A 22,386-nucleotide genomic window follows, 5' to 3' on the forward strand; every position below is an offset into this window, starting at 1 on the left:
GGGTTGACCTCTCGTCGACATCCCGGAACGTTTGGTAAGGCTAGCCTAAGCTTTGCAGCCCAGCGGGGCTGCCACCCCCTTGCCGCCCCTCGAAGGAACAGTAGATGTCCGTACGACAGCACTGGCGTCTGGCCGCCGCCGCCCTGGCGCTCGCCGTGGTCACCGGTTGCGGCTCCGACGGCGCCGAATCCGCCGCGACGTCCGAGGGCTCCGCCGGGACCCGCGTCTTCTCCGCCGACAACGGCGAGATCACCATCCCGGTCGACCCCGAGCGCGTCGTCGCCACCGGATACGCGGTGCCGGTCCTCATCGAGGCGGACGCGGCCCTGGTGGGGATCTCCACCTGGAAGCGCGGCCTGGCGATGATGACCGAGCAGGACCGGGCCACCTACGACCGGCTGCCCAAGGTGGCCGGCGAGGCGGCCGCCGAGACCAACTACGAGGCCATCGCCGCCGCCAAGCCGGACCTCATCGTGATCGGCGTGCCGAAGCCGGTCCTCGGCGACATCGACATGAAGCGGCTCGAGAGCATCGCGCCCGTCGTGGCGATCGGCCCGACGGTCCCCGACGCCTGGCGCGAGCTGTCCCGCCGCCAGTCCGACGCCGCCGGGCGCACCGCGCACTTCCAGGCGGCCAAGGACGCGTACGAGAAGAAGGCGGGGGAGCTGAAGGCCAAGTACGGCGACGCCCTCGCCACCCTCAAGTTCGGGCACGTGGGCGCGTACGGCGACATCTCCAAGGGCACGTTCCACCGCGAGTTCGCCAAGTCGTGGGGCACCAACATCGCCCAGGACGTGGGCGTGACCTACTACGGCGAGGTCAAGGAGAAGGGCGGGGGCGGGCTCGACGTCACCGAGTACCCGGCCATCGAGGAACTGCCGGAGAGCCTCGGCGGGGCCGACGCCGTCACGTACACGCTCCAGCCCGACGGCACCCCCGCCGAGGCGGTGAAGCAGGTGCTCGACTCCGCGCTGTGGAAGAACCTGCCCGCGGTCAAGGCCGGCCGGGTGTTCGGGTTGCAGTACACGGAGGCGGCGACGTACGAGTCGGCCCTCAGGACCCTCGACTCCGTCGACAAGGCGTTCGCGCCGCTGCTCGCGCCATGACCGTAGACCGCCACGATCCGGCAGGCCGGGTCGCCGCCCACCACCGCTCCGGCAGCGGTACGGCCCGGATCGCCTACCCGATCGGCGTACGCGGCGTGCGGGTCGTCGCCCGGCGGCAGCTGACTCCCCGCATGCTGCGGCTGACCCTCGGCGGCCCGGCCCTCGCCGACTTCCACACCTACCAGGCGGACGACCACGTCAAGATCGTCTTCCCCGACCCGGACGGCACCCGCCGCGACCCCGTCCCGGACGGCCGGGGGATGCTCGACTGGCCACGCCCGCTGCCCACCACCCGCAAGTACACGGTGCGCCGGTACGACCCCGCCACCAACGAGCTCGACCTGGACTTCGTGCTGCACGACGGCGGCGTCGCCTCGACGTGGGCGGCCACGGCGGCCGTGGGCGACGAGGTGACGATCGCCGGCCCGCCCGGAGCGAAGGCGTTCCCGCACACCTACGACCACTACGTCCTCGCCGTCGACGCCACCGCCCTGCCGGCCGTCGCGCGGTGGCTGGAGGAATCGCCGGCCGACGTGTCGGCGCACCTGGTGGCCGAGGTCGACGACGCCGCCGAACGGGACTACCCGCTGCCGCCGCGCGACCAGGTGGCCGTGACGTGGCTGGTGCGCGAGGGCACCGGGTCGACGCTGGCGCAGGAGGTACGGTCGCTGCGCCTGCCGGCCGGGCGGACCTTCCTCTTCGCGGCCGGCGAGGCGACCGACATCAGACCCCTGCGTGACTGGAGCCGGGACCGCCTGGACTCGCTGATCACCGGGTACTGGAAACGCGGGACCGCCGGGCTTGAAGACTGACCTGCCCCGACGGGCGACGCTCCTGCTCGTGTCCGCCGCGCTGCTCGTCGTCGCGGCGGGCACGAGCATGGCCGTGGGGGCGCGCCCCGTCGCGCTGGCCGAGGTGTGGCGGGCGCTCACCGACTTCGCGGGCACCACCGACCACCTCGTCGTACGCGACATCCGGCTGCCCCGCACGATCCTCGGCGTCTGCGTCGGCGCCGCCCTCGGCGCGGCCGGCGTGCTGATCCAGACGCTGACCCGCAACCCGCTGGCCGAGCCCGGGATCCTCGGCGTGACCGCCGGGGCCGGTTTCGCGATCAACCTGGGTGTCCTGGCGGGCGTCGCCGGGTCGCAGGCCGGTCAGCTCGGCCTCGCGGTGGTCGGTGCCGCCCTCGCGGCGGTCGCGGTCTACGCCGTCGGGCGGACCTCGCCGCTGCGGCTGGTCCTCGCCGGCGTCGCGCTGAGCTGGGTCCTGATGGGCGTCTCGCTCGGCCTGCGGCTGACCTTCCCCGACGTCTTCGACCGGTACCGGTTCTGGTCGGTGGGGGCGATGGCCGGCACCGAGCAGACCCCGTTGGCGCTGCCGGTGCTGGTGACCGTGGCCGGCCTGGTCGCCGCGATGGTCGCGGCCCGGCCGTTGAACGCGCTGGCGCTCGGCGAGAGCGTCGCCCACGCGCTCGGCGCCCACGTGACGCGGATCCGGGTCACCGTCCTGGTGCTCGTCACGCTGCTCACCGGAGTCGCCACGGCCGTCGCCGGGCCGATCGCGTTCGTCGGCCTCATGGTGCCGCACCTCGCGCGGCGGCTCGCCGTCGACTCGATTCCCTGGATCATGGCGTACTCGATGCTGCTCGGCCCGTTCCTGCTGCTCGCCGCCGACGTGGGGTCGCGGATCCTGCTGCCCACGGGCGAGGTGCCGGTGTCGATCGTCACGGCGTTCCTGGGCGGTCCGGTGCTGATCTGGGCCGTCCGTCGCTACGGGGCGGCGGCACTGTGAGCACGCTGACGCTGCGGGCGGGGCCGGTCGTGGTCGAGGTCGAACGACGTACGGCCGCCGTGACGTCGGCGCTCGTCGTGGTCGCCGCGGCCCTCGCCCTGCTGGGCCTCTGCCAGGGGCAGGACTGGGCCACCCCGGCGGAGGTGCTCACCGCGCTGACCCGGGGCGGCGAGTCCGCCTTCGTGATCCGGGAGTGGCGGCTGCCCCGGGTGGCCGCGGCGCTGGTCTTCGGCGCCTCCCTCGGGCTCGCCGGGGCGGTCTTCCAGAACCTGACCCGCAACGCGCTGGGCAGCCCGGACGTCATCGGCCTCGACGCGGGCGCGTACACCGGGGCGCTGGTGGCGATCACGGTGCTGAACGGCACCGCCGGGCAACTCGCGGCGGGCTCGGTGGCCGGCGGACTGCTGGCCGCCGCGGTCATCTACGTGCTGTCGCTGGACTCCGGGCTCAGCGGCCTCCGGCTGATCGTCGTCGGGATCGCCGTCAACGCGATGCTGACGGCGCTCAACTCCTGGATCGTCCTGCGGGCCGAGATCGACGTGGCGCTCGCCGCGACCGGGTGGAGCGCCGGCTCGCTCAACGGTGTCGACTGGGCCGAGGTCCGCCTCCCGTTCGCCGTCATCGGCCTGTTCGTGCTGCTGCTCGTCGCGATCTCGCACGCCATGCACCAGGCGGCGCTGGGCGACCAGGTCGCCCGCACCACCGGCGTACGCCTGGGGCGGCTCCGGCTGCTGATGGTCCTGGCCGGCGTCGGCTGCACCGCGACCGTGACCGCGATCGCCGGGCCGGTGGTGTTCATCGCCCTCGCCGCGCCCCAGATCGGCCGGCGGCTCGCGCGGGCCGCCGGTGTGCCCCTGGTGCCGGCGGCGCTGACCGGCGGGGTGCTGCTGCTGGCCGCCGACCTCGTCGCGCAGGTGCTGCTGGCGCCGGTCGCGCTGCCGGTCGGCGTGGTCACCACGGCCATCGGCGGCTGCTATCTCATCTGGCTGCTCGGTATGGAGGTGAAACGACGGTGAAGAGCCGCCTGACCGCGGAGGACGTCACGCTCGGCTACGGCGAGCGGGTGGTGTCGTCGCGGGTGAGCCTGGCCGTGCCGGACGGTGCGTTCACGGCGATCGTCGGGCCCAACGCGTGCGGGAAGTCGACGTTGCTGAAGGCGTTCGTCCGGCTGCTCACGCCCTCGTCTGGCACGATCCGCCTCGACGGCCGGGACGTCGCCGAGCACCGGCCGAAGCGGTTCGCGCGTCAGGTCGGCTTCCTGCCCCAGGGCCTCGTCGCTCCGGAGAACATCGTCGTCCGGCGGCTCGTCGCCCGGGGCCGGTACCCGCACCAGTCCCTGCTCGCCACCGGGTCGGCCGCCGACGAGGAAGCCGTCCGGTCGGCCATGGCGGTGGCCGGCGTCACGGACCTCGCCGAGCGGCCCGTCGAGGAGCTCTCCGGGGGCCAGCGGCAACGGGTCTGGATCGCGATGGTGCTGGCGCAGGAGACGCCGTACCTGCTGCTCGACGAGCCCACCACCTTCCTCGACATCACCCACCAGTACGAGCTGCTGGCGCTCTTCGCGCGGCTGCGCGACGAGGGGCGCACGATCGTCGCCGTCCTGCACGACATCAACCAGGCGTGCCGCTTCGCCGACCACGTCGTGGCGATGAAGGACGGCCGGATCGTCGCGCAGGGGCCGCCGGCCGACGTGGTGGACGCCGCCCTCATGCGCGAGGTGTTCGACCTGCCGAGCCTGGTGATGCCGAACCCGGCGACGGGAACCCCGATGGTGGTGCCGACCGTCTGACTCCGGGGGTTGACCTGAAGCGGGATTGAGGTTGTCGGATGGGGGCATGCGTGCCATTCGGCTTCACGAGTTCGGTCCCCCCGCAAACCTGGTGCTCGACGACCTGCCCGACCTGACACCCGGCCCCGGCCAGGTCCGGATCGCGGTGTCGGCCAGCGGCGTGCACCTGCTCGACACGACCCTGCGCCGGGGCGAGGCCGGCGGCCCGCTCCCGCTGCCCGACCTGCCCACCGTCCCCGGCCGGGAGGTCGCCGGCGTCGTCGACGAGCTGGGCGAGGGCGTGGACGGGGCGTGGCGCGGGCGGCGGGTCGTCGCGCACCTGGGCATGGTGCCGGGCGGGTACGCCGAGCAGGCGGTCACCGACGTCGGCTCGCTGTACGCCGTACCGCCGGGGCTGACGGACGCCGAGGCCGTGGCAGCGGTCGGCACGGGCCGTACCGCCCTCGGGGTCTTCGATCTGGAGCCGCCGACGGCGGGCGACGTCGTCTTCGTGCCGTCGGCGGCCGGCGGGGTCGGCTGGCTGCTGGCGCAGGCCGCGCGGACGACCGGCGCCACCGTGGTGGCGGCGGCGCGCGGGGCCGACCGGACGGCGAAGCTGCGCGAGCTGGGCGCGGACCTCGTGGTGGACTACGGCCGCCCGGAGTGGGTCGGGACGGTGCGGGACCGGGTCGGCGGCCTGAGCCTGGTGTACGACGGGGTGGGCGGCGCGGTGGGCCGGGCCGCCCTGGAGCTGACGCGGCCGGGCGGGCGGTTCATGATGTTCGGCTGGTCGGCGGGCGAGGCGACCCGGATCGACACCGGCGACATCATCGGCCGGGGCCTGACCGTGGGCTGGCTGGGTCAGCGGCTCCGCGCCCTGCCCGGCGGCATCCCGGCGCTGGCCGCCCGGTCGCTGGAGCTGGCCGGGCAGGGCTGGTGGCGACCGCTGGTCTCGACCTACCCGCTGGCCGACGCCGCCACCGCGCACGCCGACCTGGAGGGACGCCGGGCGCTCGGCAAGGTGGTGCTGACCGTCGCACGCTGACCCGGCGCCTCAGCCGGCCGGCCGGCGGGCCACCAGGTACGCCTGCGGCGTGCGCTCCGGCTGGCTCCCGAAGGCCTCGGGCTCGCGCACCAGCCGGACGCGGACGTCCAGCCCCGCGTCGGTCAGCAGCTCGGCGACCCGGTCGGGTCGGCGGCGCCGGAATTCCAGCGAGACCGGGTGGCCGAGCGCCTCGGTCAGGTGCAGCGGCTCGTCGCCGACCTGGAACGCCAGCACCAGGTGACCGCCGGGCGTCAACGTCCGGTGGAAGTCCGCGAAGGTGGCCGGGAGCAGGTCGTCCGGGACGTGGATGGTCGAGTACCAGGCCACGACGCCGCCGAGGGAGGCGTCGGGCAGCCCCAGATCGGGCATCGCGCCCACGTCGAAGCGCAGGTCGGGGTGGGCCCGGCGGGCGACCTCGACCATCCGCGGGGAGAGGTCGATGCCGAACGCGTCGAGCCCGAGCTTGTGCAGGTACCCGGTGAGCCGGCCGGGGCCGCAGCCGACGTCGGCGACGGGCCCGTTTCCGGCGGCGCGCACGAGGTCGGCGAAGGCGGTGAGGACCGCCCGCTCCCATGGGTTGGCGACCAGCTCGTCCTGGAACCGCTCGGCATAGTCGACGGCCAGGGCGTCGTAGGACGATCGGGTGTCATGCGGGTGCTCGGATTCGATCACGCCCAGGCACGCTACCGGTCCTGCGCGCCGGACGGCGAACACCTGCGCTACGCGGCGTAGGCGGACGTAACGGGATTCGTGCACAAGACGCTGCGCCGGCAGTCCGCGCGGATTCCCACTGGCGGGAATAGGCTCCGTCTATCGGCGGCCAGCACGGCGATGGCCATCGCGTACCGGAGGTCGGACGCGGAGCGAGGGGGCGCGTCCGGCGCCGGTGTCGCCGCCTCCCGTCGCGGCCCGGCTCCGTCAGCTCCCCGGGAGCTGCTCGGCCCTCGTGACCACCCGGTCGATCAGGCCGTACTCGCGGGCCTGCTCGGCGGTGAACCACCGGTCGCGGTCCCAGTCCCGCTGGATCTCCTCCAGGCTGCGCCCGCTGTGCCGGGCGATCAGCTCCTGCATGGTCCGCTTCACGTGCAGCATGTTCTCCGCCTGGATCGTGATGTCCGCGGCGGTGCCGCCCATCCCGCCGGACGGCTGGTGCATCATGATCCGTGAATGGGGCAGCGCGTAACGCTTGCCGGCCGTGCCCGCGCAGAGCAGGAACTGCCCCATCGAGCCGGCGAAGCCGAGCGCCACCGTCGCCACGTCGTTGCGGACGAACCGCATCGTGTCGTAGACGGCCATGCCCGCGCTGACCGAGCCACCCGGCGAGTTGATGTAGAGCACGATGTCCCGCTCCGGGTCCTCGGCGGCGAGCAGCAGCATCTGGGCGCAGATCTGGTTCGCCGAGGCGTCGGTGACCTCGGTGCCGAGGAAGATGATCCGCTCCTTCAACAGCCGGTCGAACACCTGGTCGCCGAAGGACGGCTGCCCACCGTCCAACATCCGCACGTCGAGACCGATCATCGCGTCCGCCCTTCCGGCACTGCCGGCGGGCGACCGGAGGACGCCCGGGGGACCGGCACGTCCAGCCTGCGCGGAACGGGACGCGCGAGGCCAGCCATTCTGCCGGCGGCAGATCAGCCGACGGCAGAACCGGCCGGCCTAGACGACGGTCAACGTCCGCGCGCCCGCCCGCGTCCGCCCGCAGCCCAGCGCGACGCGGGTACGCGGGCCGGAGCGCCCGCCCACGGCGGAGGTGGACCGCCCGACCCGCAGGGTCGTGCCGCCCGGACGCGGAGCCAGGTGGAGCAGGGGGCCACCGGCCCGGGGAGCGACCCGCCCGGCCGGGGTGACGACGTCGGGCCGGCCGACCTCCGCCCGCTCCAGCCGGGCCAGGCCGGCCCGGGGCGCGGCCGGGATGCGCGGCTCGACCCGACGCAGGTCGTCGCGCGCCTCCTCCAGCAGGTCGGACAGGTGGATGCCGAGCGCCCGGCAGATCGCCGCGAGCACCTCCGAGGAGGCCTCCTTGCGACCGCGTTCGACCTCGGACAGGTAGGGCACCGACACTCCGGCGGCCTCGGCCACCTCGCGCAGCGTGCGGCCCTGCCGGAGCCGGAACCGGCGCAGCACCCCGCCGATCACTCGTCGCAGCAACGACATGCGGGCCTCACTCTCGGGCTCGTCGTCCGGGACACCCCCATCATGCCCCCTGTCGGGCGCGCGGGTCGTCCCGTCGTGCCGCGCGTCGTCGGTGAGCCGGGGCTAGCCGTGGTGCCCCGGGTGCACGACCCCGCCGTGCGAGATCCGCGAAGGCCGCTATGTTGTGGTCGTGCAGGCGACGACAGGGCCGGGAGAGGCCCACACGTGATCCACTTTCCCGCCCAGCGACGGGGCCCCCTGAGCGCGCTGAGTCTCCGGCTGGCCGCCGCCATCGGCCTGGTCTTCGCCACCGTCGCCGTGGTCTACCTCGACCGGGACGGCTACCGCGACGTCAACGAGGACGCGCTGACCCTCCTCGACTGCTTCTACTACACGGTGGTCACCCTCTCGACCACCGGCTACGGGGACATCACCCCGGTCAGCCAGACGGCCCGGCTGATCAACGTCGTCTACATCACGCCGGCCCGGGTGATCTTCCTGATCATCCTGGTCGGCACCACTCTGGAAGTGCTGACCGAGCAGTACCGCACCGGGCGTCGCCTGTCGCGGTGGAGGAGAGCCGTGAAGGACCACGTCATCATCTGCGGCTACGGCACGAAGGGCCGCAGCGCGGTCTCCGCTCTGCTGGAGAACGGGCTCGACAAGTCCCGGATCGTGGTGGTGGAACGCAGCGGCCCGGCGCTGCGGCAGGCCACCTCGGCCGGCCTGGTGGCGATCGAGGGCTCGGCGACCCGCTCGTCGGTGCTCAACGAGGCACACGTACGCAACGCCAAGGCGGTGATCATCGCAACCGACAGCGACGACGCCTCGGTCCTGGTGGCGCTGACCGTACGGCAGCTCACCGCCGGGCAGGTGCGGATCATCGCCGCCGCCCGGGAGGCGGAGAACGCCCCGCTGCTCAAGCAGAGCGGCGCCCACCACGTGATCGTCTCCTCGGCCACCGCCGGCCGGCTGCTGGGCCTGTCCACCTCGGCCCCGCCGCTGATCGACGTGGTGGAGGACCTGCTCACCCCCGGCCAGGGCATGGCGCTGGCGATGCGCTCCGCCGAGCGCTCCGAGGTGGGCCGCTCGCCCCGCGAGCTGGAATCGCTGGTCATCGCCCTGGTCCGGCGGGGCAAGGTGGTCACCCTGGCCGACAAGGCCGGCGCGGTCATCGAGACCGGCGACATGCTGGTGCACGTACGCGACGACCGCCCGCAGGCGACCACCGCCCCCTGATCCCTGGTCGCCCTGCCCCCTGACCTGTGGTCGCCCTGATGTGTGGTCGTCCTGGCTGCGGTCGTCCTGACCTCTGGTCGTCCTGGCCTGCGGTCGTCCTGGCCTGCGGTCCCTTGGCCTGCGGTCGCCCTGATCTGTCGGGCGTTGGCGGCCGGTCGCAGACGTCCGACCCGTGAGGTCCGAGCCGTCACCCGCTTTCGCGTGGGCAACGGCCATCTGCGGTCACGTTCGGTGACAACTCGTCCTCCGGGTGCCACGCCAGTCCGCGCCCTTTGCTCTGCATCCGTATACGCGCCAGCGACCCTGAGTGCCTGGTGCGTATGCGGCTGCAGAGCAAAGGGCCCGCAGGGTCGGGGCGGCTTGTCGGCGCGAGATTCGCTGAAGCCGCTGGTCACGGGCATGTCGGCCTGATTGGCGGCAGTCGGGGTTCGCTTCAGTGCCGACATCGCCGTTACCGAACGTAGCGAATCGCGAGGGAGATGCGTCCTGTCACTCAACGCGACATGACGTGACGGTGCGACCCGGCTCTTGGGTTCCAGCAACCGTAGAAGGGTCCGCCACCGGTCGGTGGCGGACCCTTCTCGCGGTTCTGGCCCCTTGGGCGGCCAGCCTCCCCGGCTCCTCGCTCAGGGACGGCCGGTCGCGCCGGTCAGAGGATCGTCCAGGTGTCCCCGCTGGCGAGGAGACCGGCGAGCTGCTGCTCCGGGGTCTCGGTGACCTTCGCCTTCGCCTCGGCGAGCTGCTCCTGCACCACGCTGTCGTACGACGGCCGGTCCACCGAGCGGAACACGCCGATCGGGGTGTTCCGCAGGTCCAGGCCGGGCAGGCGGGAGAGCGCGAAGGCGTACGCCGGGTCGGTGACCGTCGCGTCGTGCACGACGATCTCACCCGGGCTTACCGTCGCGGTCTCCCGGACCTCCAGGCCGAACCCGCCGGGCGGGTGCACGACGCAGAACTGCCCGTCCTTGCCGAACGTGATCGGCTGCCCGTGCTCCAGCCGGATCAGGAAGTCGTCGCGGGTGGCCGGCTCCTTGAGCTGGTCGAACGCGCCGTCGTTGAAGATGTTGCAGTTCTGGTAGATCTCCACGAACGCCGAGCCCTGGTGCTCCGCCGCCGCCCGCAGCACCGACTGGAGGTGCTTGCGGTCCGAGTCGATGGTGCGGCCCACGAAGGTGGCCTCGGCCCCGAGGGCGAGCGACAGCGGGTTGAACGGCGCGTCGGCCGAGCCCGCCGGGGTCGACTTCGTGACCTTCCCGACCTCGGAGGTCGGCGAGTACTGCCCCTTCGTCAGGCCGTAGATCCGGTTGTTGAACAGCAGGATCTTCAGGTTGACGTTGCGGCGCAGCGCGTGGATCAGGTGGTTGCCGCCGATGGAGAGCGCGTCGCCGTCACCGGTGACCACCCAGACCGACAGGTCGGGCCGGCTGGCCGACAGGCCGGTGGCGATCGCCGGAGCGCGGCCGTGGATCGAGTGCATCCCGTAGGTGTTCATGTAGTACGGGAAGCGCGACGAACAGCCGATGCCCGAGACGAAGACGATCCGCTCGCGCGGGATGTTCAGCTCCGGCATGAACTGCTGGATCGCGGCGAGGATCGCGTAGTCGCCGCAGCCGGGGCACCAGCGCACCTCCTGGTCGGACTTGAAGTCCTTGGCGGTGAGCTTGAGGGCGACGGGCTCAGACATTCTTCAGGACCTCTTCCAGCATCGTCTCCAGCTCGTTGGCCGTGAACGGCAGGCCGCGGACCTGGTTGTAGCCGATCGCGTCGACCAGGTACTTCGCCCGGATCACGTGGGCGAGCTGGCCGAGGTTCATCTCGGGGATGACCACGCGGTCGTAGGAACGCAGCACCGTGCCGAGGTTGGCCGGCATCGGGGCGAGGTGCCGCAGGTGCGCCTGCGCGATGGCGTGGCCGCGCTGGCGCAGGCCCCGGCACGCCGCGCCGATCGGCCCGTACGTGGAGCCCCAGCCGAGCACCAGCACCCGGGCGTCGCCGTCCGGGTCCTCGACCTCGACGTCCGGCACCGGGATCGTCTCGATCCGGGCCGCGCGGGTGCGCACCATGAAGTCGTGGTTCGCCGGGTCGTACGAGATGTCGCCGGTCTTGTCGGCCTTCTCCAGGCCGCCGATGCGGTGCTCCAGGCCGGCGGTGCCCGGGACGGCCCACGGCCGGGCCAGGGTCTCCGGGTCGCGCAGGTAGGGCAGGAACGTGGTGCCGTCGTCGCCGTTGGGCTTCGTCGCGAACTCGACCCGCAGGTCGGGCAGCGACTCCACGTCGGGCAGCAGCCACGGCTCGGAGCCGTTGGCGACGTAGTTGTCGGACAGCAGGATGACCGGCGTGCGGTAGGTCAGCGCGATCCGGGCCGCCTCGATGGCCGCGTGGAAGCAGTCCGACGGCGACTTCGGCGCGATCACCGCGATCGGGGCCTCGCCGTGGCGGCCGTAGAGCGCCATGTTGAGGTCGGCCTGCTCGGTCTTGGTGGGCATGCCCGTGGAGGGACCGGCCCGCTGCACGTCGACGATGACCAGCGGCAGCTCCAGCGCCACCGCGAGGGAGATCGTCTCGCTCTTGAGCGCGACGCCCGGGCCGCTGGTGGTGGTGACGCCGAGCGAGCCGCCGTACGACGCGCCCAACGCCGCGCCGACCGCGGCGATCTCGTCCTCCGCCTGCATGGTGAGCACGCCGAAGCGCTTGTGCTTGCTCAGCTCGTGCAGGATGTCCGAGGCCGGAGTGATCGGGTAGGCGCCCAGGAAGACCGGCAGCCCGGAGCGGACGCCGGCGGCCACCAGGCCGAGCGACAGGGCCGCGTTGCCGGTGATGTTGCGGTAGGTGCCCGGCCGCATCTTCGCCGGCTTGACCTCGTAGCGGACCGCGAAGTCCTCGGTGGTCTCGCCGAAGTTCCAGCCGGCCCGGAACGCCGCGACGTTCGCCGCGACCAGCTCGGGGCGGGCGGCGAACTTGCGCTCCAGGAAGCGCAGCGTCGACTCGTACGGCCGGTTGTACATCCAGGAGAGCAGGCCGAGGGCGAACATGTTCTTGGCCCGCTCGGCGTCCTTCTTGGACACCGCGAGCTCGGCGAGCGCGCCCACCGTCATCGAGGTCAGCGCCACCGGGTGCACCACGTAGCCGGCGAGGGAGTCGTCCTCGAGCGGGTTCGACTGGTAGCCGACCTTGGCCAGGTTGCGCTTGGTGAACTCGTCGGTGTTGACGATGATGTCCGCGCCCCGCGGCAGGTCGGCGAGGTTGGCCTTGAGCGCCGCCGGGTTCATCGCCACCAGCACGTTCGGCGAGTCGCCGGGGGTCAGGATGTCGTAGTCGGCGAAGTGCACCTGGAAGCTCGACACGCCCGGCAGGGTGCCGGCGGGAGCGCGGATCTCCGCCGGGAAGTTCGGCAACGTGGAGATGTCGTTGCCGAGCTGCGCGGTCTCCGAGGTGAACCGGTCGCCGGTGAGCTGCATGCCGTCGCCGGAGTCACCGGCGAACCGGATCACCACCCGGTCCAGTTGACGGATCTGCTTGGTCACGCCTGCACCTCGCTTCGCTGGGCGCGGTCGCGCGGGCGGCTGAACATGATGGTGACCTCGCCTTGCCCGGCCACGTGACCTCCTTGACGCACCGCTGCACCAGACCCGCCGAGGCGGGCCCGGTCCGCTGTAGTTACCTCACCTGAGAGCCTACGTCGAATCGCGGCCCCAACCTTCTCGGAGGCCGCCCTGTGGGATGCGATCCAGCGAGATTCCACCCCGATTTGAGGTGTTTCCGTCCGCCCGCCGTAATCCAGATCACCGGTCACGGAGCGGGCGGGACGCAGACCCGGACGAACCAGGGCCGCCCGGGTCACTCGGTTGGTGCCGTGGACGGTCCACCCGCCGGGGCGGTCATCCGCCGCCGCAGGGAGGTGGTCGCCAGCGTGAGGGCGAACACCACCAGCAGCGTGGAGACCACGATCAGCAGGATCGCGGTCCGCCGTACCGAGCCACCTCCGCCGTCGCCGCCGACGGCGGCGGCGTCGGCGGCGAGCACACCCTGCGACCCGGTCGGCGCGGGCGGCGAGGCCACCGGGGTCGCCAGCGCGGCGGCGGCGGTGATCCGGAAGCTCATCTGCACCTGCCGGGCCCGGCCGCTGCGCGGGTCGAGCTGGCCGAGCACCGCGCCGGCCAGCGGGGCCTGCCGCTGCGCCTCGGGGGTCGCGGAGACCGGCAGCCGCAGCTGTACGGTCCGGCCGGCGGCGAGCGTGCCCAGCTCGCAGCGCGTACGGGCGGGGTCGACCGTGGTGCAGCCGGACGGGGGCGTCGGCACGGTCACCCCGGCCGGCAGGACCACCTCGATCCGGCCCTCGGCGTCCACCTTCCCGGTGTTGCCCAGGCGCACGTCGAGCCCGCTCGACCCGCCACTGATGTCGAAGGAGACCGCGTCGGCGTCCAGCCTGATCCCCGGCACCGGCGGGCCGGGCGGGAAGAGCACGGCGAACCCCTCGTCGTCGCCCACCGGACCGGGCGCGCCGGGGGCGGTCGCGGTGACCCGGACGGAGCCGCTGAGCGGCATCCGCTTCCAGGCGTCGCCGTCGACGCGTACCCGGAGCAGGGTGCTGAACCGGGCGCCGGGCGCGCTGGCCCACTCCCCGCAGCGGTGCTCCCCGCCGCCGACCAGCGCGCAGCCCGCGGTGCCGGCGTCGGAGAGCCCGGCCGGGAGCGTGTAGGACAGCCCGATGCGGGCGGGCGTGGCGCCCGTGTTCGTGATGGTCACCCGGAGCGTGGTCACCGTGCTCGCCGCGTTCCAGTACGCGGCGGTCAGGGTGATGTCGTCGGTCGTGACGCTGACCCCGGCCAGGGGCGCCGGCGGGGTGGCGGCGGGCGCGGAGGGCCGGACCGGCGGCACCGACGGCGCCGGGGGCGGTGCGGCGGTGGTCGGCGCGGCGGTGGTCGGCGCCGGCTGCTCCGGGGCCGTCGTCGTCGGGGCCGGCTCGGTCGTCGGGGCCGGTGGCGTGGTCTCCGGCGGCGGCGCGGTGGTCGAGGGCGCCTCGGTGGGCACCGGCCCCGTGTCCGTCGGATCCGCCGTGGGCGTGTCCCCGCCCGGCTCGCCGGCCGGCTCGGTCGCGGCGGAGGCGGCCCGGGCGGCGGTCGGTGCGGCGGTCGCCCAGCCGGGCACCGCGGCGACGGTCAGTCCGACCGCGAGGCCGATCGCCAACAGGGGCACGACGCGTCGGTCACGCGCCCGCCGGCTAGGCCGTACGTCCACGCGAGCCATCTGTCCTCCGGTGACGATGAGTGAGATCCCAATATTCGACAATTGTTGCCAGAGGGCACTAGTCCCGCCGGGAAACGAATCCGTAACGGGTTCGACCCGAGCCGCGACGAGGAGCGGTAGGCTCAGCGACCGTGACCGGTTACCTGGGCTCGTACGCGACGCTCGGGCTGCTGCTGCTCGCCAGCGTCCTCTTCTTCGTTACGGCGTTCTCGGCCAACCGGGTGTTACGCCCTGCGCGTCCGGCGGATCCCTTCGGCAAGCGCGCCAGCTACGAGTGCGGCCTCGACCCCGTCGGCGCCGACTGGGCGCAGATGCAGATCCGTTACTACGTGTACGCGTACCTCTACGTGTTGTTCGCCGTGGAGTCGGTGTTCCTCTTCCCCTGGGCGGTCGTCTTCGACCGGCCGGGGTTCGGGATGGTCACGGTCGTGGAGATGGCGGTCTTCGTCGCGGTGCTGGCGCTCGGCATCCTCTACGCCTGGCGCAAGAACATCCTGCGCTGGTCCTGACCTCGGCCTCGGTCAGGCGAGGCCGCGCCGGGTCAGCGTCGGCGGACGGTCGCCCCGGATCGAGGCGACCATGTCGAGCACCCGCCGGGTCGGGCGGACCTGGTGCGCGCGGAACACCCGGGCGCCCAGCCAGGCCGAGACCGCCGTGGCCGCGAGCGTTCCCTCCAGCCGTTCGGCCACCGGCAGGTCCAGCGTCTCGCCGATGAAGTCCTTGTTCGACAGGGCCACCAGCAGCGGCCAGCCGGTGCCGGAGAGCTCGCCGAGCCGGCGGGTGATCTCCAGGGAGTGTCGGGTGTTCTTGCCGAAGTCGTGCGCCGGGTCGATCAGGATCCCGTCGGCGCGTACGCCCAGCGCGACCGCGCGGTCGGCGAGCCCGGTCACCGTCGTGAGCACGTCGGCGACCACGTCGGCGAAGGCCGCGCGGTGCGGGCGGGTCCGGGGCGCCAGACCGCCGGCGTGCGAGCAGACCAGGCCGGCGCCCGTCTGCGCCGCCACCTGGGCCAGGGCCGGATCGGCGCCGGACCAGGTGTCGTTGAGCAGGTCGGCGCCCGCCGCCACCGCCTCCACCGCCACCTCGGCCCGCCAGGTGTCGATCGAGATCACCACGTCCGGGAAGGCGGCCCGGACGGCGGCGATGGTCGCCACCGTGCGACGGATCTCCTCGGCCACGTCGACCTCGGTGCCGGGACCGGCCTTGACCCCGCCGATGTCGATGATCTCGGCGCCCTCCTCGACCGCCCGCTCCACGGCGCGCAGCGCGCTGTCCTGCGCGAAGGTCGCGCCCTGGTCGAAGAACGAGTCCGGCGTGCGGTTGACGATCGCCATCACCACCAGCTCGTCCGGGCCGAACGTGCGCCCACCGAGCCGAAGCGCCCCGGCCATGCCGCCTCCTGAAGGTCCGCCGCCGACCCGTCCCCGCCGTCGGCCGATGACGACGCTAGCCGGTCCGCCCCGGTCGGGCCCCGCCGGTCCGCCGTCGCCGCCTCCCGTACGGGTGCGTCGGGCGGGGGTCTTCGGCACGGATCCGGGGCGCGGTGGGTGGCGGGGTCGCTCCCGGCGGTTCGACATGCCACGATCTGTGCATGGGTCAGGTTCTGCTCCTGCTGGTCGTGGCGTTGACCGTCGCGGCGGTCGTGTTCGGGGTGACGGTGCTGGTCTCCGGCCGGGATCCCGGCCTGGTGCCGGCCGAGCCGGACGGACGGTCAGTGCCGCTGCCGGCGTCCCGCCCGCTCGCCGAGTCCGACGTGGGCGAGGTCCGGTTCGACACGGCGCTGCGGGGTTACCGCATGGCCCAGGTCGACCACGCGTTGCGTCGGGCGGCCTACGACATCGGCTACAAGTCCGAGCTGATCGGCGTGCTGGAGGCGGAGGTCGCCGCGCTGCGCGAGGGGCGGACGGCGGATGCCGACGCCCTGCGCCGGGCGCGGGAGCAGGCGGCCGGGGCCGCCGCCGAGTCGTCGCCGGAGGCCCGGGGGACGGTGCCGGTCGGGGCCGACCGCCCGGACGCGCCGGGGGACACCGACGTGGTCGTCGCGCCGATCCCCGCGTTCGCGGGCCCGACCGCCGCGTCGGCGGCGGAGGACGCGACCCCGGCCGGCTCCGCAGCCGCCGGGCACCCCGGCGACGCCGCCTTCGCCCGGCCCGGCACCGACCGCGCCGTGGACCGGACCGGCGACGCCGACACCGCCGTGGACCGGCCCGACGAGGCTGATACCGCTGTGGACCGGCCCGACGCGGGCGACACCGCCGTGGACCGGCCTGAGGCGGGCGACGCGGTCGTGGACCGGTCCGACGCGGGCGACGCGGCCGCTGACCGGCCTGAGGCGGGCGACGCTGCCGCGCATCGGTCCGACGCGGGCGACGGCACGACGCGGCCGGCGGGTGACGCGACCAGCCCCGGCCCGGTGGTCGGGTCGGGGTCGGAGTCGAAGTGACCGGTCCGGAACCCGGGGACGACCTGCGCGACGTGGCGCAGCCCGGCGCGGGCGAGGTCACCGCCACGGTGATCGTCGACGCGCCGGCGGAGCGGGTCTTCGCGGCGCTGACCGCCTGGGAGCGGCAGTCGGACTGGATCCCCTTCACCACCGTCCGGGTGGTCGAGGGCGACGGCGGCGAGGGCAGCCTGGTCGAGGCGGTCACGGCGCTCGGCCCCGCCGTGCTGCGTGACGAGATGCGGGTGGTCCGGGTGGACGCACCCTACGAGGTGGGCGTGGTGCACTGCGGGAAGCTGCTGCGCGGCCCCGGCGTGCTCCGCTGCACGCCGCTGGAGCGGAACCGCACCCAGGTGGTCTGGCACGAGTGGTTCCACCTGCCCGGCGGGCCGGCGGGCCGGGTGGCCTGGCCGGTGCTCTGGCCCGGGTCGAAGTTCAGCCTCAGCCAGGCGCTGAAGAAGTTCGGTCGGCTGGTGGAGCAGGGCCGGCTCCCCTGACCGGGGCGGCCGGGGATCGTGCCCTGCCGGGCGACTTGGCTTGATCGACTCGATGTCGCCGACATCGGGGTGTCGGCGTGACCGGGACGCCCCGATGTCGGCGAACCCGGGCGGACCGGGCCCGGCGGCCGGGGTGCGGCGCGGGGCCGCAGGGCGCGGGCCCGTCGGGGCCGTGCCCTAGCGTGGACGCGTGACTGACCTGGTGATCGGCGCCGACGGGCTGCCGCGATGCGGCTGGGGGCACAGCACCCCCGACTACGCCGCCTACCACGACACCGAGTGGGGCCGGCCCCTGCGCGGCGACGACGCGCTCTACGAGCGGCTCACGCTGGAGGCGTTCCAGTCGGGGCTGTCCTGGCTGACCATCCTCCGCAAACGTCCCGCGTTCCGGCTGGCCTTCGACGAGTTCCGGATCGAGACCGTGGCCGACTACGGCGACGCCGACGTCGCCCGGCTGCTCGCCGACGCCGGCATCGTCCGCAACCGGGCCAAGATCGAGGCGGCGATCGCCAACGCCCGGGCGGCGTTGGCGCTTCCGGAGGGGCTCTCCGCGCTGCTCTGGTCCTTCGCCCCGCCGCCCCGGCCGGCCCGACCCACGTCGTTCGCGGAGGTGCCGGCGCTGACCGCCGAGTCCACCGCGATGGCCAAGGCGCTCAAGAAGCGGGGCTTCCGCTTCGTCGGCCCGACCACGGCCTACGCGCTGATGCAGGCCACCGGGATGGTCGACGACCACCTTGCGGGCTGCCACGTCGTGGCGGCGCGGGCGGCGTGATGGGATGGAGGCCATGACGACCGACACCGCGCACCGGGTGGACGGGGCGCGCCCCGCCGACGGCACGGGCGCCTGGGCGGTGCTGCTGCCCACCGGGCGCTACGAGGCCGAGCGGCTCGTCCACCACGACACGCTCGAGTTGACCGGCCTGGCCGACGTCGCCCGACCCCGCCCCGGCGACCGGGTGGCCGTGCTGGTCGACGCGCCGCCCCGGCTGGTGGCGCTGGGCCGGGTCACCGGAGCCGGCGGCGAGGAGCGGGAGGACCCGGACGACCCGCAGTCCGAGCGGGTCGAGGCGCCGCTGGTGGTGGCGTACACCCGGCGGGCCTTCGACGAGCCGGCGCCGGCCGACGCGCTGACGCTCGACGGGCCGGTGACCGCGCTGGACCCGGCGGCCTTCCGGGCCCTGGCCGACCGGCTCGGCCCGCCGCCGCAGCGGCGCTCCTGGCTGGTCAGCCTGGACCTGCCGATCGAGGCCGCGTCGCCGGCCGAGGCGGTCCGCCTGTTCTGGGCCTACGTGCAGGAGCTGGGCCCCCGCGAGCTGCCGGCCTTCGTCTCGCCCTCCGGCGACGAGCTGGCCATGCAGGCGTTCGTGCTCGGCGCGGAGGCCAACCAGGATCCGGAGGAGGACGACTGACCCGACCGGCCACCTCCCCGCGACGCCCCCAGCCCGCCGCCGATGATCCAAGACCCGCTTCACTCCGCTGGAGGCCGCCCGGCCCACCGCCTGCGGAATGCGGGGCCGGGCTGGCCCGGGGAGGCCTCAGCGGCCCTCGAAGACCGGCTTCTGCTTGTTGACGAAGGCCAGGGTGCCGGCGCGGTGGTCGGCGGTGCCCCCGCAGATCGACTGCGCCTGCGCCTCGGCGGACAGGGCGTCGGCCAGCGTGCCCGCGTCGGCGATGGAGAGCTGCCGCTTGATCGCCCCGTACGCGACGGTCGGGCCGGCGGCCAGCCGGGCGGCCAGCTCCTGCGCGGTCGGCAGCACCTGCTCGTCGTCCTCCACCAGGCGGTTGAGCAGCCCGATCTGGCAGGCGTCCGTCGCGCCCACGGGCTCGGCCAGCATCAGCAGCTCGATGGCCTTGGCGTGCCCGACCAGCCGGGGCAGCGTCCAGGAGGCGCCGGTGTCGGCGGCGAGCCCGACCTTGGCGAACGCCATCAGGAAGCTGGTCGACGGCCCGCCGATGCGGATGTCGGCGAGGAAGGCCAGCGAGGCGCCCGCCCCGGCGGCCATCCCCCGCACGGCGGCGACCACCGGCTTGGGCAGGTTGGCCAGCCGGGCGGCGATCGGGTTGTAGTGCGCGCGGACGGTGTCCAGCGGGTTGCCGTCGGTGGACTCCAGGGTCTGCACGTGCTCACGGAGGTCCTGGCCGGCGCTGAACGACCGACCCGCGCCCGCGAGCACCACCGCGCGGCAGGACCGGTCGGTCTCCAGCTCGGCCAGCGTGTCGCGCAGCGCCTCCTTGAGCGCGACGTCGAGCGCGTTCATCGCCGTGGGGCGGTTCAGCGTCAGGGTGACGACGGCGTCGGTGCGGTCGACGAGCAGCGGCTCGGTCACTTCTAACGACCCTTCTGTCGGGCGATGCGGTTGCCGGAGTCGAGGCACTGCTCGACGTACCGGTCGGCGGCCGGCCGCAGCCGTGCCGCGTGCCGGTCGAAGAAACTGGCCGCGGCGGTGCCGGGCCAACGCTCGGGGAGCAGCGCCGGGGGCAACTGCGGGTCCCGGAACAGGAAGGTACGCCACGCGTGCACGAGCCGGAACCGGGCGGCGTACGCCTCCTCGTCGAGGCTGCGCACGGTGACCCCGGCCAGCAGCGGTCGCTGCTCGGCGACGAACTGCTCGTACGCCTGGCCGATCTCCGTCAGGTCCCAGGCCCGGCGCACCACGCCCATCGCGCCGGGGGTGCCGGCGGTGTGCGCGGCGGTGAACCGCTCGTAGCGCACGCCCGCCTCGTCGAGCAGCACGTCCACGTCCTCGCCGGGCCGGGTCGCCACCCAGGTGCACTCGTCCAGGGCACCGTAGCCGAGGAAGGTCAGGTTGGCGGCGAGCCGCTGCCGGTCCCGCCGGGACAGGGGGGCCTCCAGCACCAGCAGGTCGAACCGCCCGTCCCAGGTGATCCGGCCCGTCCGGTAGATCCGCGCCGCCGCCTCGTCCAGCCGGCGGGCGGCTTTCGCGGTGATCGAATATCCCGGCCCGGAGGTCAGCCGACACGGGTCGAGCCACCCCTGACGGACCATCCGGGAGACCGCCGTACGCACGGCGGGCGGGGCGATCCCGAGCGGCGCCAGCAGCCTGACCAGGGCGGCGACGGGTGCCCGGCCGCCCCTCGCCCGGAGGTGGTCGCCGTACAGGTCGAAGAGTGCCGACCGTGCCTGCATGACCGCACATTGTGACAGGCCTTCTCAGGATAAGCTAGATGCTGTTACATCAATGCTGCTTCGGTTTGGGTCCGGCGGTGTTCATCAGGGAAAATCGTTGGTCGACACCCCCGCGTAGGTTGCGGGTGGTCAAGACGAAGTGGCTGTGGGGCAACCCACCGACCCTGGTGTAGGTCTGAGGGGAGACAACATGGCGGCGATGAAGCCGCGGACGGGCGACGGTCCGCTGGAAGTCACCAAGGAGGGCCGGGGCATCGTCATGCGCGTCCCGCTGGAGGGCGGTGGCCGGCTCGTCGTCGAGATGACTCCCGACGAGGCCAACGCGCTCGGTGACGCACTGAAGGCAGCCGCCGGCTGACCGAGGAACGGTCCGCGCGCCCGCGTGGGCCTTTCGTCAACCCCTGAGCCACCGGCCCCGCCGGTGGCTCAGGGTCTTCATTCTCCCGCGGAGCCATGCTCCGCGAGCTTTCCTGGAGGTACGGCTCCGCGTGCTCGCCATCCGTCTGCTCGCCGAGCCGGACCGGCTCGACACCCTCGTTCTGCCCGTCCGGCCAGGTGCGGCCGGCGACGAACCGGCCCGACCGGCCCCGACCGGGGCGACGCTGCCCGACGGCGTGGCCGAGGAGGCCGATGCTCTGGTGCCGGCAGCCCGGCTGACCGGGCGCCCCGGTGAGGTCCAGGCGCAGCTGCGACCCGTGCGGGACCCCGGCCGGCTGCTGCTGCTCGGTGTCGGCGAGGGCGACGAGGCGGGCTGGCGGACGGCCGGCGCGGCTCTGGCCCGGGCCGCGAAGGATGAGACACGCGTCACGTTGGCCATGCCGGCCGGTGCCACGTCGGCGGCCGTACGCGGACTGGTCGAGGGGCTGCTGCTGGCCTCGTACCGGTTCCGGCTCACCGACGCCGGCACCGCCCCCGCCCTGGCGGAGGTCGACGTCGTGGTGACCGACCCGGACGCGCACGGCGCGACCCTGGAGGTGGCCCGGACGACGGCCCGGATGACCCGGTTCGCCCGCGACCTCACCAACACCCCCTCGTCGGTGAAGAACCCGCAGTGGTTCGCCGACCAGGTCGCCGCCCTCGCCGCCGACGTGCCGGACCTGCACCTGCGGGTCCGCGAGCCGGCGGAGCTGGCGGCCGAGGGCTTCGGCGGGATCCTCGCCGTCGGGGGCGGCTCGGCCAGCGGCCCGCGCCTGGTCGAGCTGGACTGGCGGCCGGCCGACGCGCGTACCCACGTGGTGCTGGTCGGCAAGGGGATCACGTTCGACACCGGCGGCATCTCGATCAAGCCGGTGGCGTCGATGAAGCTGATGCGCAAGGACATGGCGGGGGCCGCGGCGGTGGTCGCGGCGACCCTCGGCGCGGCGGCCCTGCGCCTGCCGGTCCGGGTCACCACGCTCGCGCCGCTGGCGGAGAACATGCTCAGCGGCTCGGCGTTCCGCCCCGGCGACATCATCCGCCACTACGGCGGCACGACCAGCGAGACCACCAACTCCGACGCCGAGGGGCGGCTCGTCCTGGCCGACGCGCTCGCGTACGCCGTCGCCGAACTCCAGCCCGACCTGCTGATCGACCTCGCCACGCTCACCGGGGCGAACGCGGTCGCGCTGGGCAAGCGCACCGGCGCCCTCTACAGCGACAACGACGGGCTCGCCGCGGACGTGCTGGCCGCTGTCGCCGCCGCAGGCGAGGCCGCCTGGCGGATGCCGCTGCCCGCCGACTACGCCGAGCACCTCGGCAGCGACCTGGCCGACCTGCACAGCTCGCCGGACCGGGGCGCCGGGTCCGTGATGGCCGCGCTCTACCTGCGGGAGTTCACCGGCGGGCTGCGCGACCGGTGGCTGCACGTGGACATGTCCGCGCCGTCATGGGCCGACGGCGACGACGCCGAGCTGACCCGGGGCGCGACCGGCTGGGGCGTACGCTCGCTGCTGCGCTGGCTGGGCTCGCTGGGTTGACCGCCCGGCGGCGCCCG

At 73.9% G+C, this 22,386-nt stretch carries 22 protein-coding genes and 1 pseudogene; 14 read left to right on the forward strand and 9 right to left on the reverse strand.

Annotation, left to right across the window (positions count from 1 at the left end):
• Nucleotides 1-104: 104 nt before the first annotated feature.
• The 6 genes from ACN27A_RS25245 to ACN27A_RS25270 are packed head-to-tail and all read left to right on the forward strand — an operon-like array spanning nucleotide 105 to nucleotide 5,710.
• Nucleotides 105-1,106, forward strand: a complete 1,002-nt coding sequence (locus tag ACN27A_RS25245) for a hypothetical protein (protein ID WP_421457102.1) — start codon at nucleotides 105-107, stop codon at nucleotides 1,104-1,106.
• Complete coding sequence (locus ACN27A_RS25250) at nucleotides 1,103-1,918, forward strand: siderophore-interacting protein (protein ID WP_421457103.1); 816 nt, start codon at nucleotides 1,103-1,105, stop codon at nucleotides 1,916-1,918. Before ACN27A_RS25245 ends, ACN27A_RS25250 begins: the two co-directional genes overlap by 4 nt.
• Nucleotides 1,908-2,897 carry a FecCD family ABC transporter permease gene (locus ACN27A_RS25255; RefSeq protein ID WP_421457104.1) on the forward strand — a complete coding sequence of 330 codons (990 nt, stop codon included), beginning with the start codon at nucleotides 1,908-1,910 and terminating at the stop codon, nucleotides 2,895-2,897. The genes ACN27A_RS25250 and ACN27A_RS25255 overlap by 11 nt, the downstream gene beginning before the upstream one ends.
• Complete coding sequence (locus tag ACN27A_RS25260; protein WP_421457105.1) at nucleotides 2,894-3,913, forward strand: FecCD family ABC transporter permease; 1,020 nt, start codon at nucleotides 2,894-2,896, stop codon at nucleotides 3,911-3,913. Before ACN27A_RS25255 ends, ACN27A_RS25260 begins: the two co-directional genes overlap by 4 nt.
• Nucleotides 3,910-4,686 carry an ABC transporter ATP-binding protein gene (locus ACN27A_RS25265; protein WP_421457106.1) on the forward strand — a complete coding sequence of 259 codons (777 nt, stop codon included), beginning with the start codon at nucleotides 3,910-3,912 and terminating at the stop codon, nucleotides 4,684-4,686. The genes ACN27A_RS25260 and ACN27A_RS25265 overlap by 4 nt, the downstream gene beginning before the upstream one ends.
• Nucleotides 4,687-4,732: 46 nt before the next feature.
• Entirely contained in the window at nucleotides 4,733-5,710 is a 978-nt protein-coding gene (locus tag ACN27A_RS25270; protein ID WP_421457107.1) for a zinc-binding dehydrogenase, read from the forward strand.
• 9 nt (nucleotides 5,711-5,719) lie between these two features.
• On the opposite strand, the gene ACN27A_RS25275 is transcribed toward ACN27A_RS25270, so the two are convergent.
• The 3 genes from ACN27A_RS25275 to ACN27A_RS25285 all read right to left on the reverse strand — a co-directional run bounded on the left by ACN27A_RS25275 (nucleotide 5,720) and on the right by ACN27A_RS25285 (nucleotide 7,864).
• Nucleotides 5,720-6,382 (reverse strand): class I SAM-dependent DNA methyltransferase, encoded by a 663-nt coding sequence (locus ACN27A_RS25275; protein WP_421457108.1) that lies wholly within the window; start codon nucleotides 6,380-6,382, stop codon nucleotides 5,720-5,722.
• A gap of 246 nt (nucleotides 6,383-6,628) precedes the next feature.
• Entirely contained in the window at nucleotides 6,629-7,228 is a 600-nt protein-coding gene (locus ACN27A_RS25280) for a ClpP family protease (protein WP_132231676.1), read from the reverse strand.
• A gap of 138 nt (nucleotides 7,229-7,366) precedes the next feature.
• The gene (locus tag ACN27A_RS25285) at nucleotides 7,367-7,864 is read right to left on the reverse strand and encodes a helix-turn-helix domain-containing protein (protein WP_421457109.1); all 498 of its coding nucleotides are present in this window, start codon (nucleotides 7,862-7,864) and stop codon (nucleotides 7,367-7,369) included.
• 204 nt (nucleotides 7,865-8,068) lie between these two features.
• On the opposite strand from ACN27A_RS25285, the gene ACN27A_RS25290 reads away from it, so the two are divergent.
• Nucleotides 8,069-9,082 (forward strand): potassium channel family protein, encoded by a 1,014-nt coding sequence (locus tag ACN27A_RS25290; RefSeq protein WP_421457110.1) that lies wholly within the window; start codon nucleotides 8,069-8,071, stop codon nucleotides 9,080-9,082.
• A 649-nt stretch (nucleotides 9,083-9,731) separates the two neighbouring features.
• Here ACN27A_RS25290 and ACN27A_RS25295 read toward each other — a convergent pair.
• The 3 genes from ACN27A_RS25295 to ACN27A_RS25305 form a co-directional block, all read right to left on the reverse strand.
• On the reverse strand, nucleotides 9,732-10,766 hold the full coding sequence (locus tag ACN27A_RS25295; RefSeq protein WP_421457111.1) for a 2-oxoacid:ferredoxin oxidoreductase subunit beta: 1,035 nt from the start codon (nucleotides 10,764-10,766) through the stop codon (nucleotides 9,732-9,734).
• On the reverse strand, nucleotides 10,759-12,606 hold the full coding sequence (locus ACN27A_RS25300; protein ID WP_132231666.1) for a 2-oxoacid:acceptor oxidoreductase subunit alpha: 1,848 nt from the start codon (nucleotides 12,604-12,606) through the stop codon (nucleotides 10,759-10,761). The genes ACN27A_RS25295 and ACN27A_RS25300 overlap by 8 nt, the downstream gene beginning before the upstream one ends.
• 313 nt (nucleotides 12,607-12,919) lie before the next feature.
• Nucleotides 12,920-14,278 (reverse strand): hypothetical protein, encoded by a 1,359-nt coding sequence (locus ACN27A_RS25305; protein WP_421457112.1) that lies wholly within the window; start codon nucleotides 14,276-14,278, stop codon nucleotides 12,920-12,922.
• A 182-nt stretch (nucleotides 14,279-14,460) separates the two neighbouring features.
• On the opposite strand from ACN27A_RS25305, the gene ndhC reads away from it, so the two are divergent.
• Complete coding sequence (ndhC, locus tag ACN27A_RS25310) at nucleotides 14,461-14,838, forward strand: NADH-quinone oxidoreductase subunit A (RefSeq protein WP_421457113.1); 378 nt, start codon at nucleotides 14,461-14,463, stop codon at nucleotides 14,836-14,838.
• 12 nt (nucleotides 14,839-14,850) lie between these two features.
• Here ndhC and folP read toward each other — a convergent pair whose 3' ends face one another.
• Nucleotides 14,851-15,720 (reverse strand): dihydropteroate synthase, encoded by an 870-nt coding sequence (gene folP / locus ACN27A_RS25315; protein ID WP_421457114.1) that lies wholly within the window; start codon nucleotides 15,718-15,720, stop codon nucleotides 14,851-14,853.
• Between the two features lie 200 nt (nucleotides 15,721-15,920).
• On the opposite strand from folP, the pseudogene ACN27A_RS25320 reads away from it, so the two are divergent.
• The 4 genes and pseudogenes from ACN27A_RS25320 to ACN27A_RS25335 all read left to right on the forward strand — a co-directional run.
• Nucleotides 15,921-16,442, forward strand: a pseudogene (locus tag ACN27A_RS25320) (DivIVA domain-containing protein); the annotation flags it as partial.
• A gap of 326 nt (nucleotides 16,443-16,768) precedes the next feature.
• Nucleotides 16,769-17,266, forward strand: coding sequence for an SRPBCC family protein (locus ACN27A_RS25325; protein WP_132231660.1), 498 nt, complete (start codon nucleotides 16,769-16,771; stop codon nucleotides 17,264-17,266).
• Between the two features lie 190 nt (nucleotides 17,267-17,456).
• Entirely contained in the window at nucleotides 17,457-18,038 is a 582-nt protein-coding gene (locus tag ACN27A_RS25330; RefSeq protein ID WP_421457115.1) for a DNA-3-methyladenine glycosylase I, read from the forward strand.
• Between the two features lie 13 nt (nucleotides 18,039-18,051).
• Nucleotides 18,052-18,675: a hypothetical protein gene (locus tag ACN27A_RS25335; RefSeq protein ID WP_421457116.1), complete on the forward strand. Its 624-nt coding sequence runs from the start codon at nucleotides 18,052-18,054 to the stop codon at nucleotides 18,673-18,675.
• Nucleotides 18,676-18,801: 126 nt separating this feature from the next.
• Here ACN27A_RS25335 and ACN27A_RS25340 read toward each other — a convergent pair whose 3' ends face one another.
• Both ACN27A_RS25340 and ACN27A_RS25345 read right to left on the reverse strand, forming a co-directional pair.
• On the reverse strand, nucleotides 18,802-19,593 hold the full coding sequence (locus tag ACN27A_RS25340; RefSeq protein ID WP_311410636.1) for an enoyl-CoA hydratase-related protein: 792 nt from the start codon (nucleotides 19,591-19,593) through the stop codon (nucleotides 18,802-18,804).
• A 2-nt stretch (nucleotides 19,594-19,595) separates the two neighbouring features.
• Nucleotides 19,596-20,414 carry a PaaX family transcriptional regulator C-terminal domain-containing protein gene (locus ACN27A_RS25345; protein WP_421457117.1) on the reverse strand — a complete coding sequence of 273 codons (819 nt, stop codon included), beginning with the start codon at nucleotides 20,412-20,414 and terminating at the stop codon, nucleotides 19,596-19,598.
• Between the two features lie 190 nt (nucleotides 20,415-20,604).
• Between ACN27A_RS25345 and ACN27A_RS25350 the strand changes: the two genes are divergently transcribed.
• The gene (locus tag ACN27A_RS25350; protein WP_007455245.1) at nucleotides 20,605-20,772 is read left to right on the forward strand and encodes a DUF3117 domain-containing protein; all 168 of its coding nucleotides are present in this window, start codon (nucleotides 20,605-20,607) and stop codon (nucleotides 20,770-20,772) included.
• A gap of 130 nt (nucleotides 20,773-20,902) precedes the next feature.
• Nucleotides 20,903-22,369, forward strand: coding sequence for a leucyl aminopeptidase family protein (locus ACN27A_RS25355; protein WP_421457118.1), 1,467 nt, complete (start codon nucleotides 20,903-20,905; stop codon nucleotides 22,367-22,369).
• Nucleotides 22,370-22,386 lie beyond the last annotated feature (17 nt).

Origin of the sequence: Micromonospora sp. WMMD737, assembly GCF_049179055.1 — a bacterium.
Lineage (GTDB): Bacteria > Actinomycetota > Actinomycetes > Mycobacteriales > Micromonosporaceae > Micromonospora > Micromonospora reichwaldensis.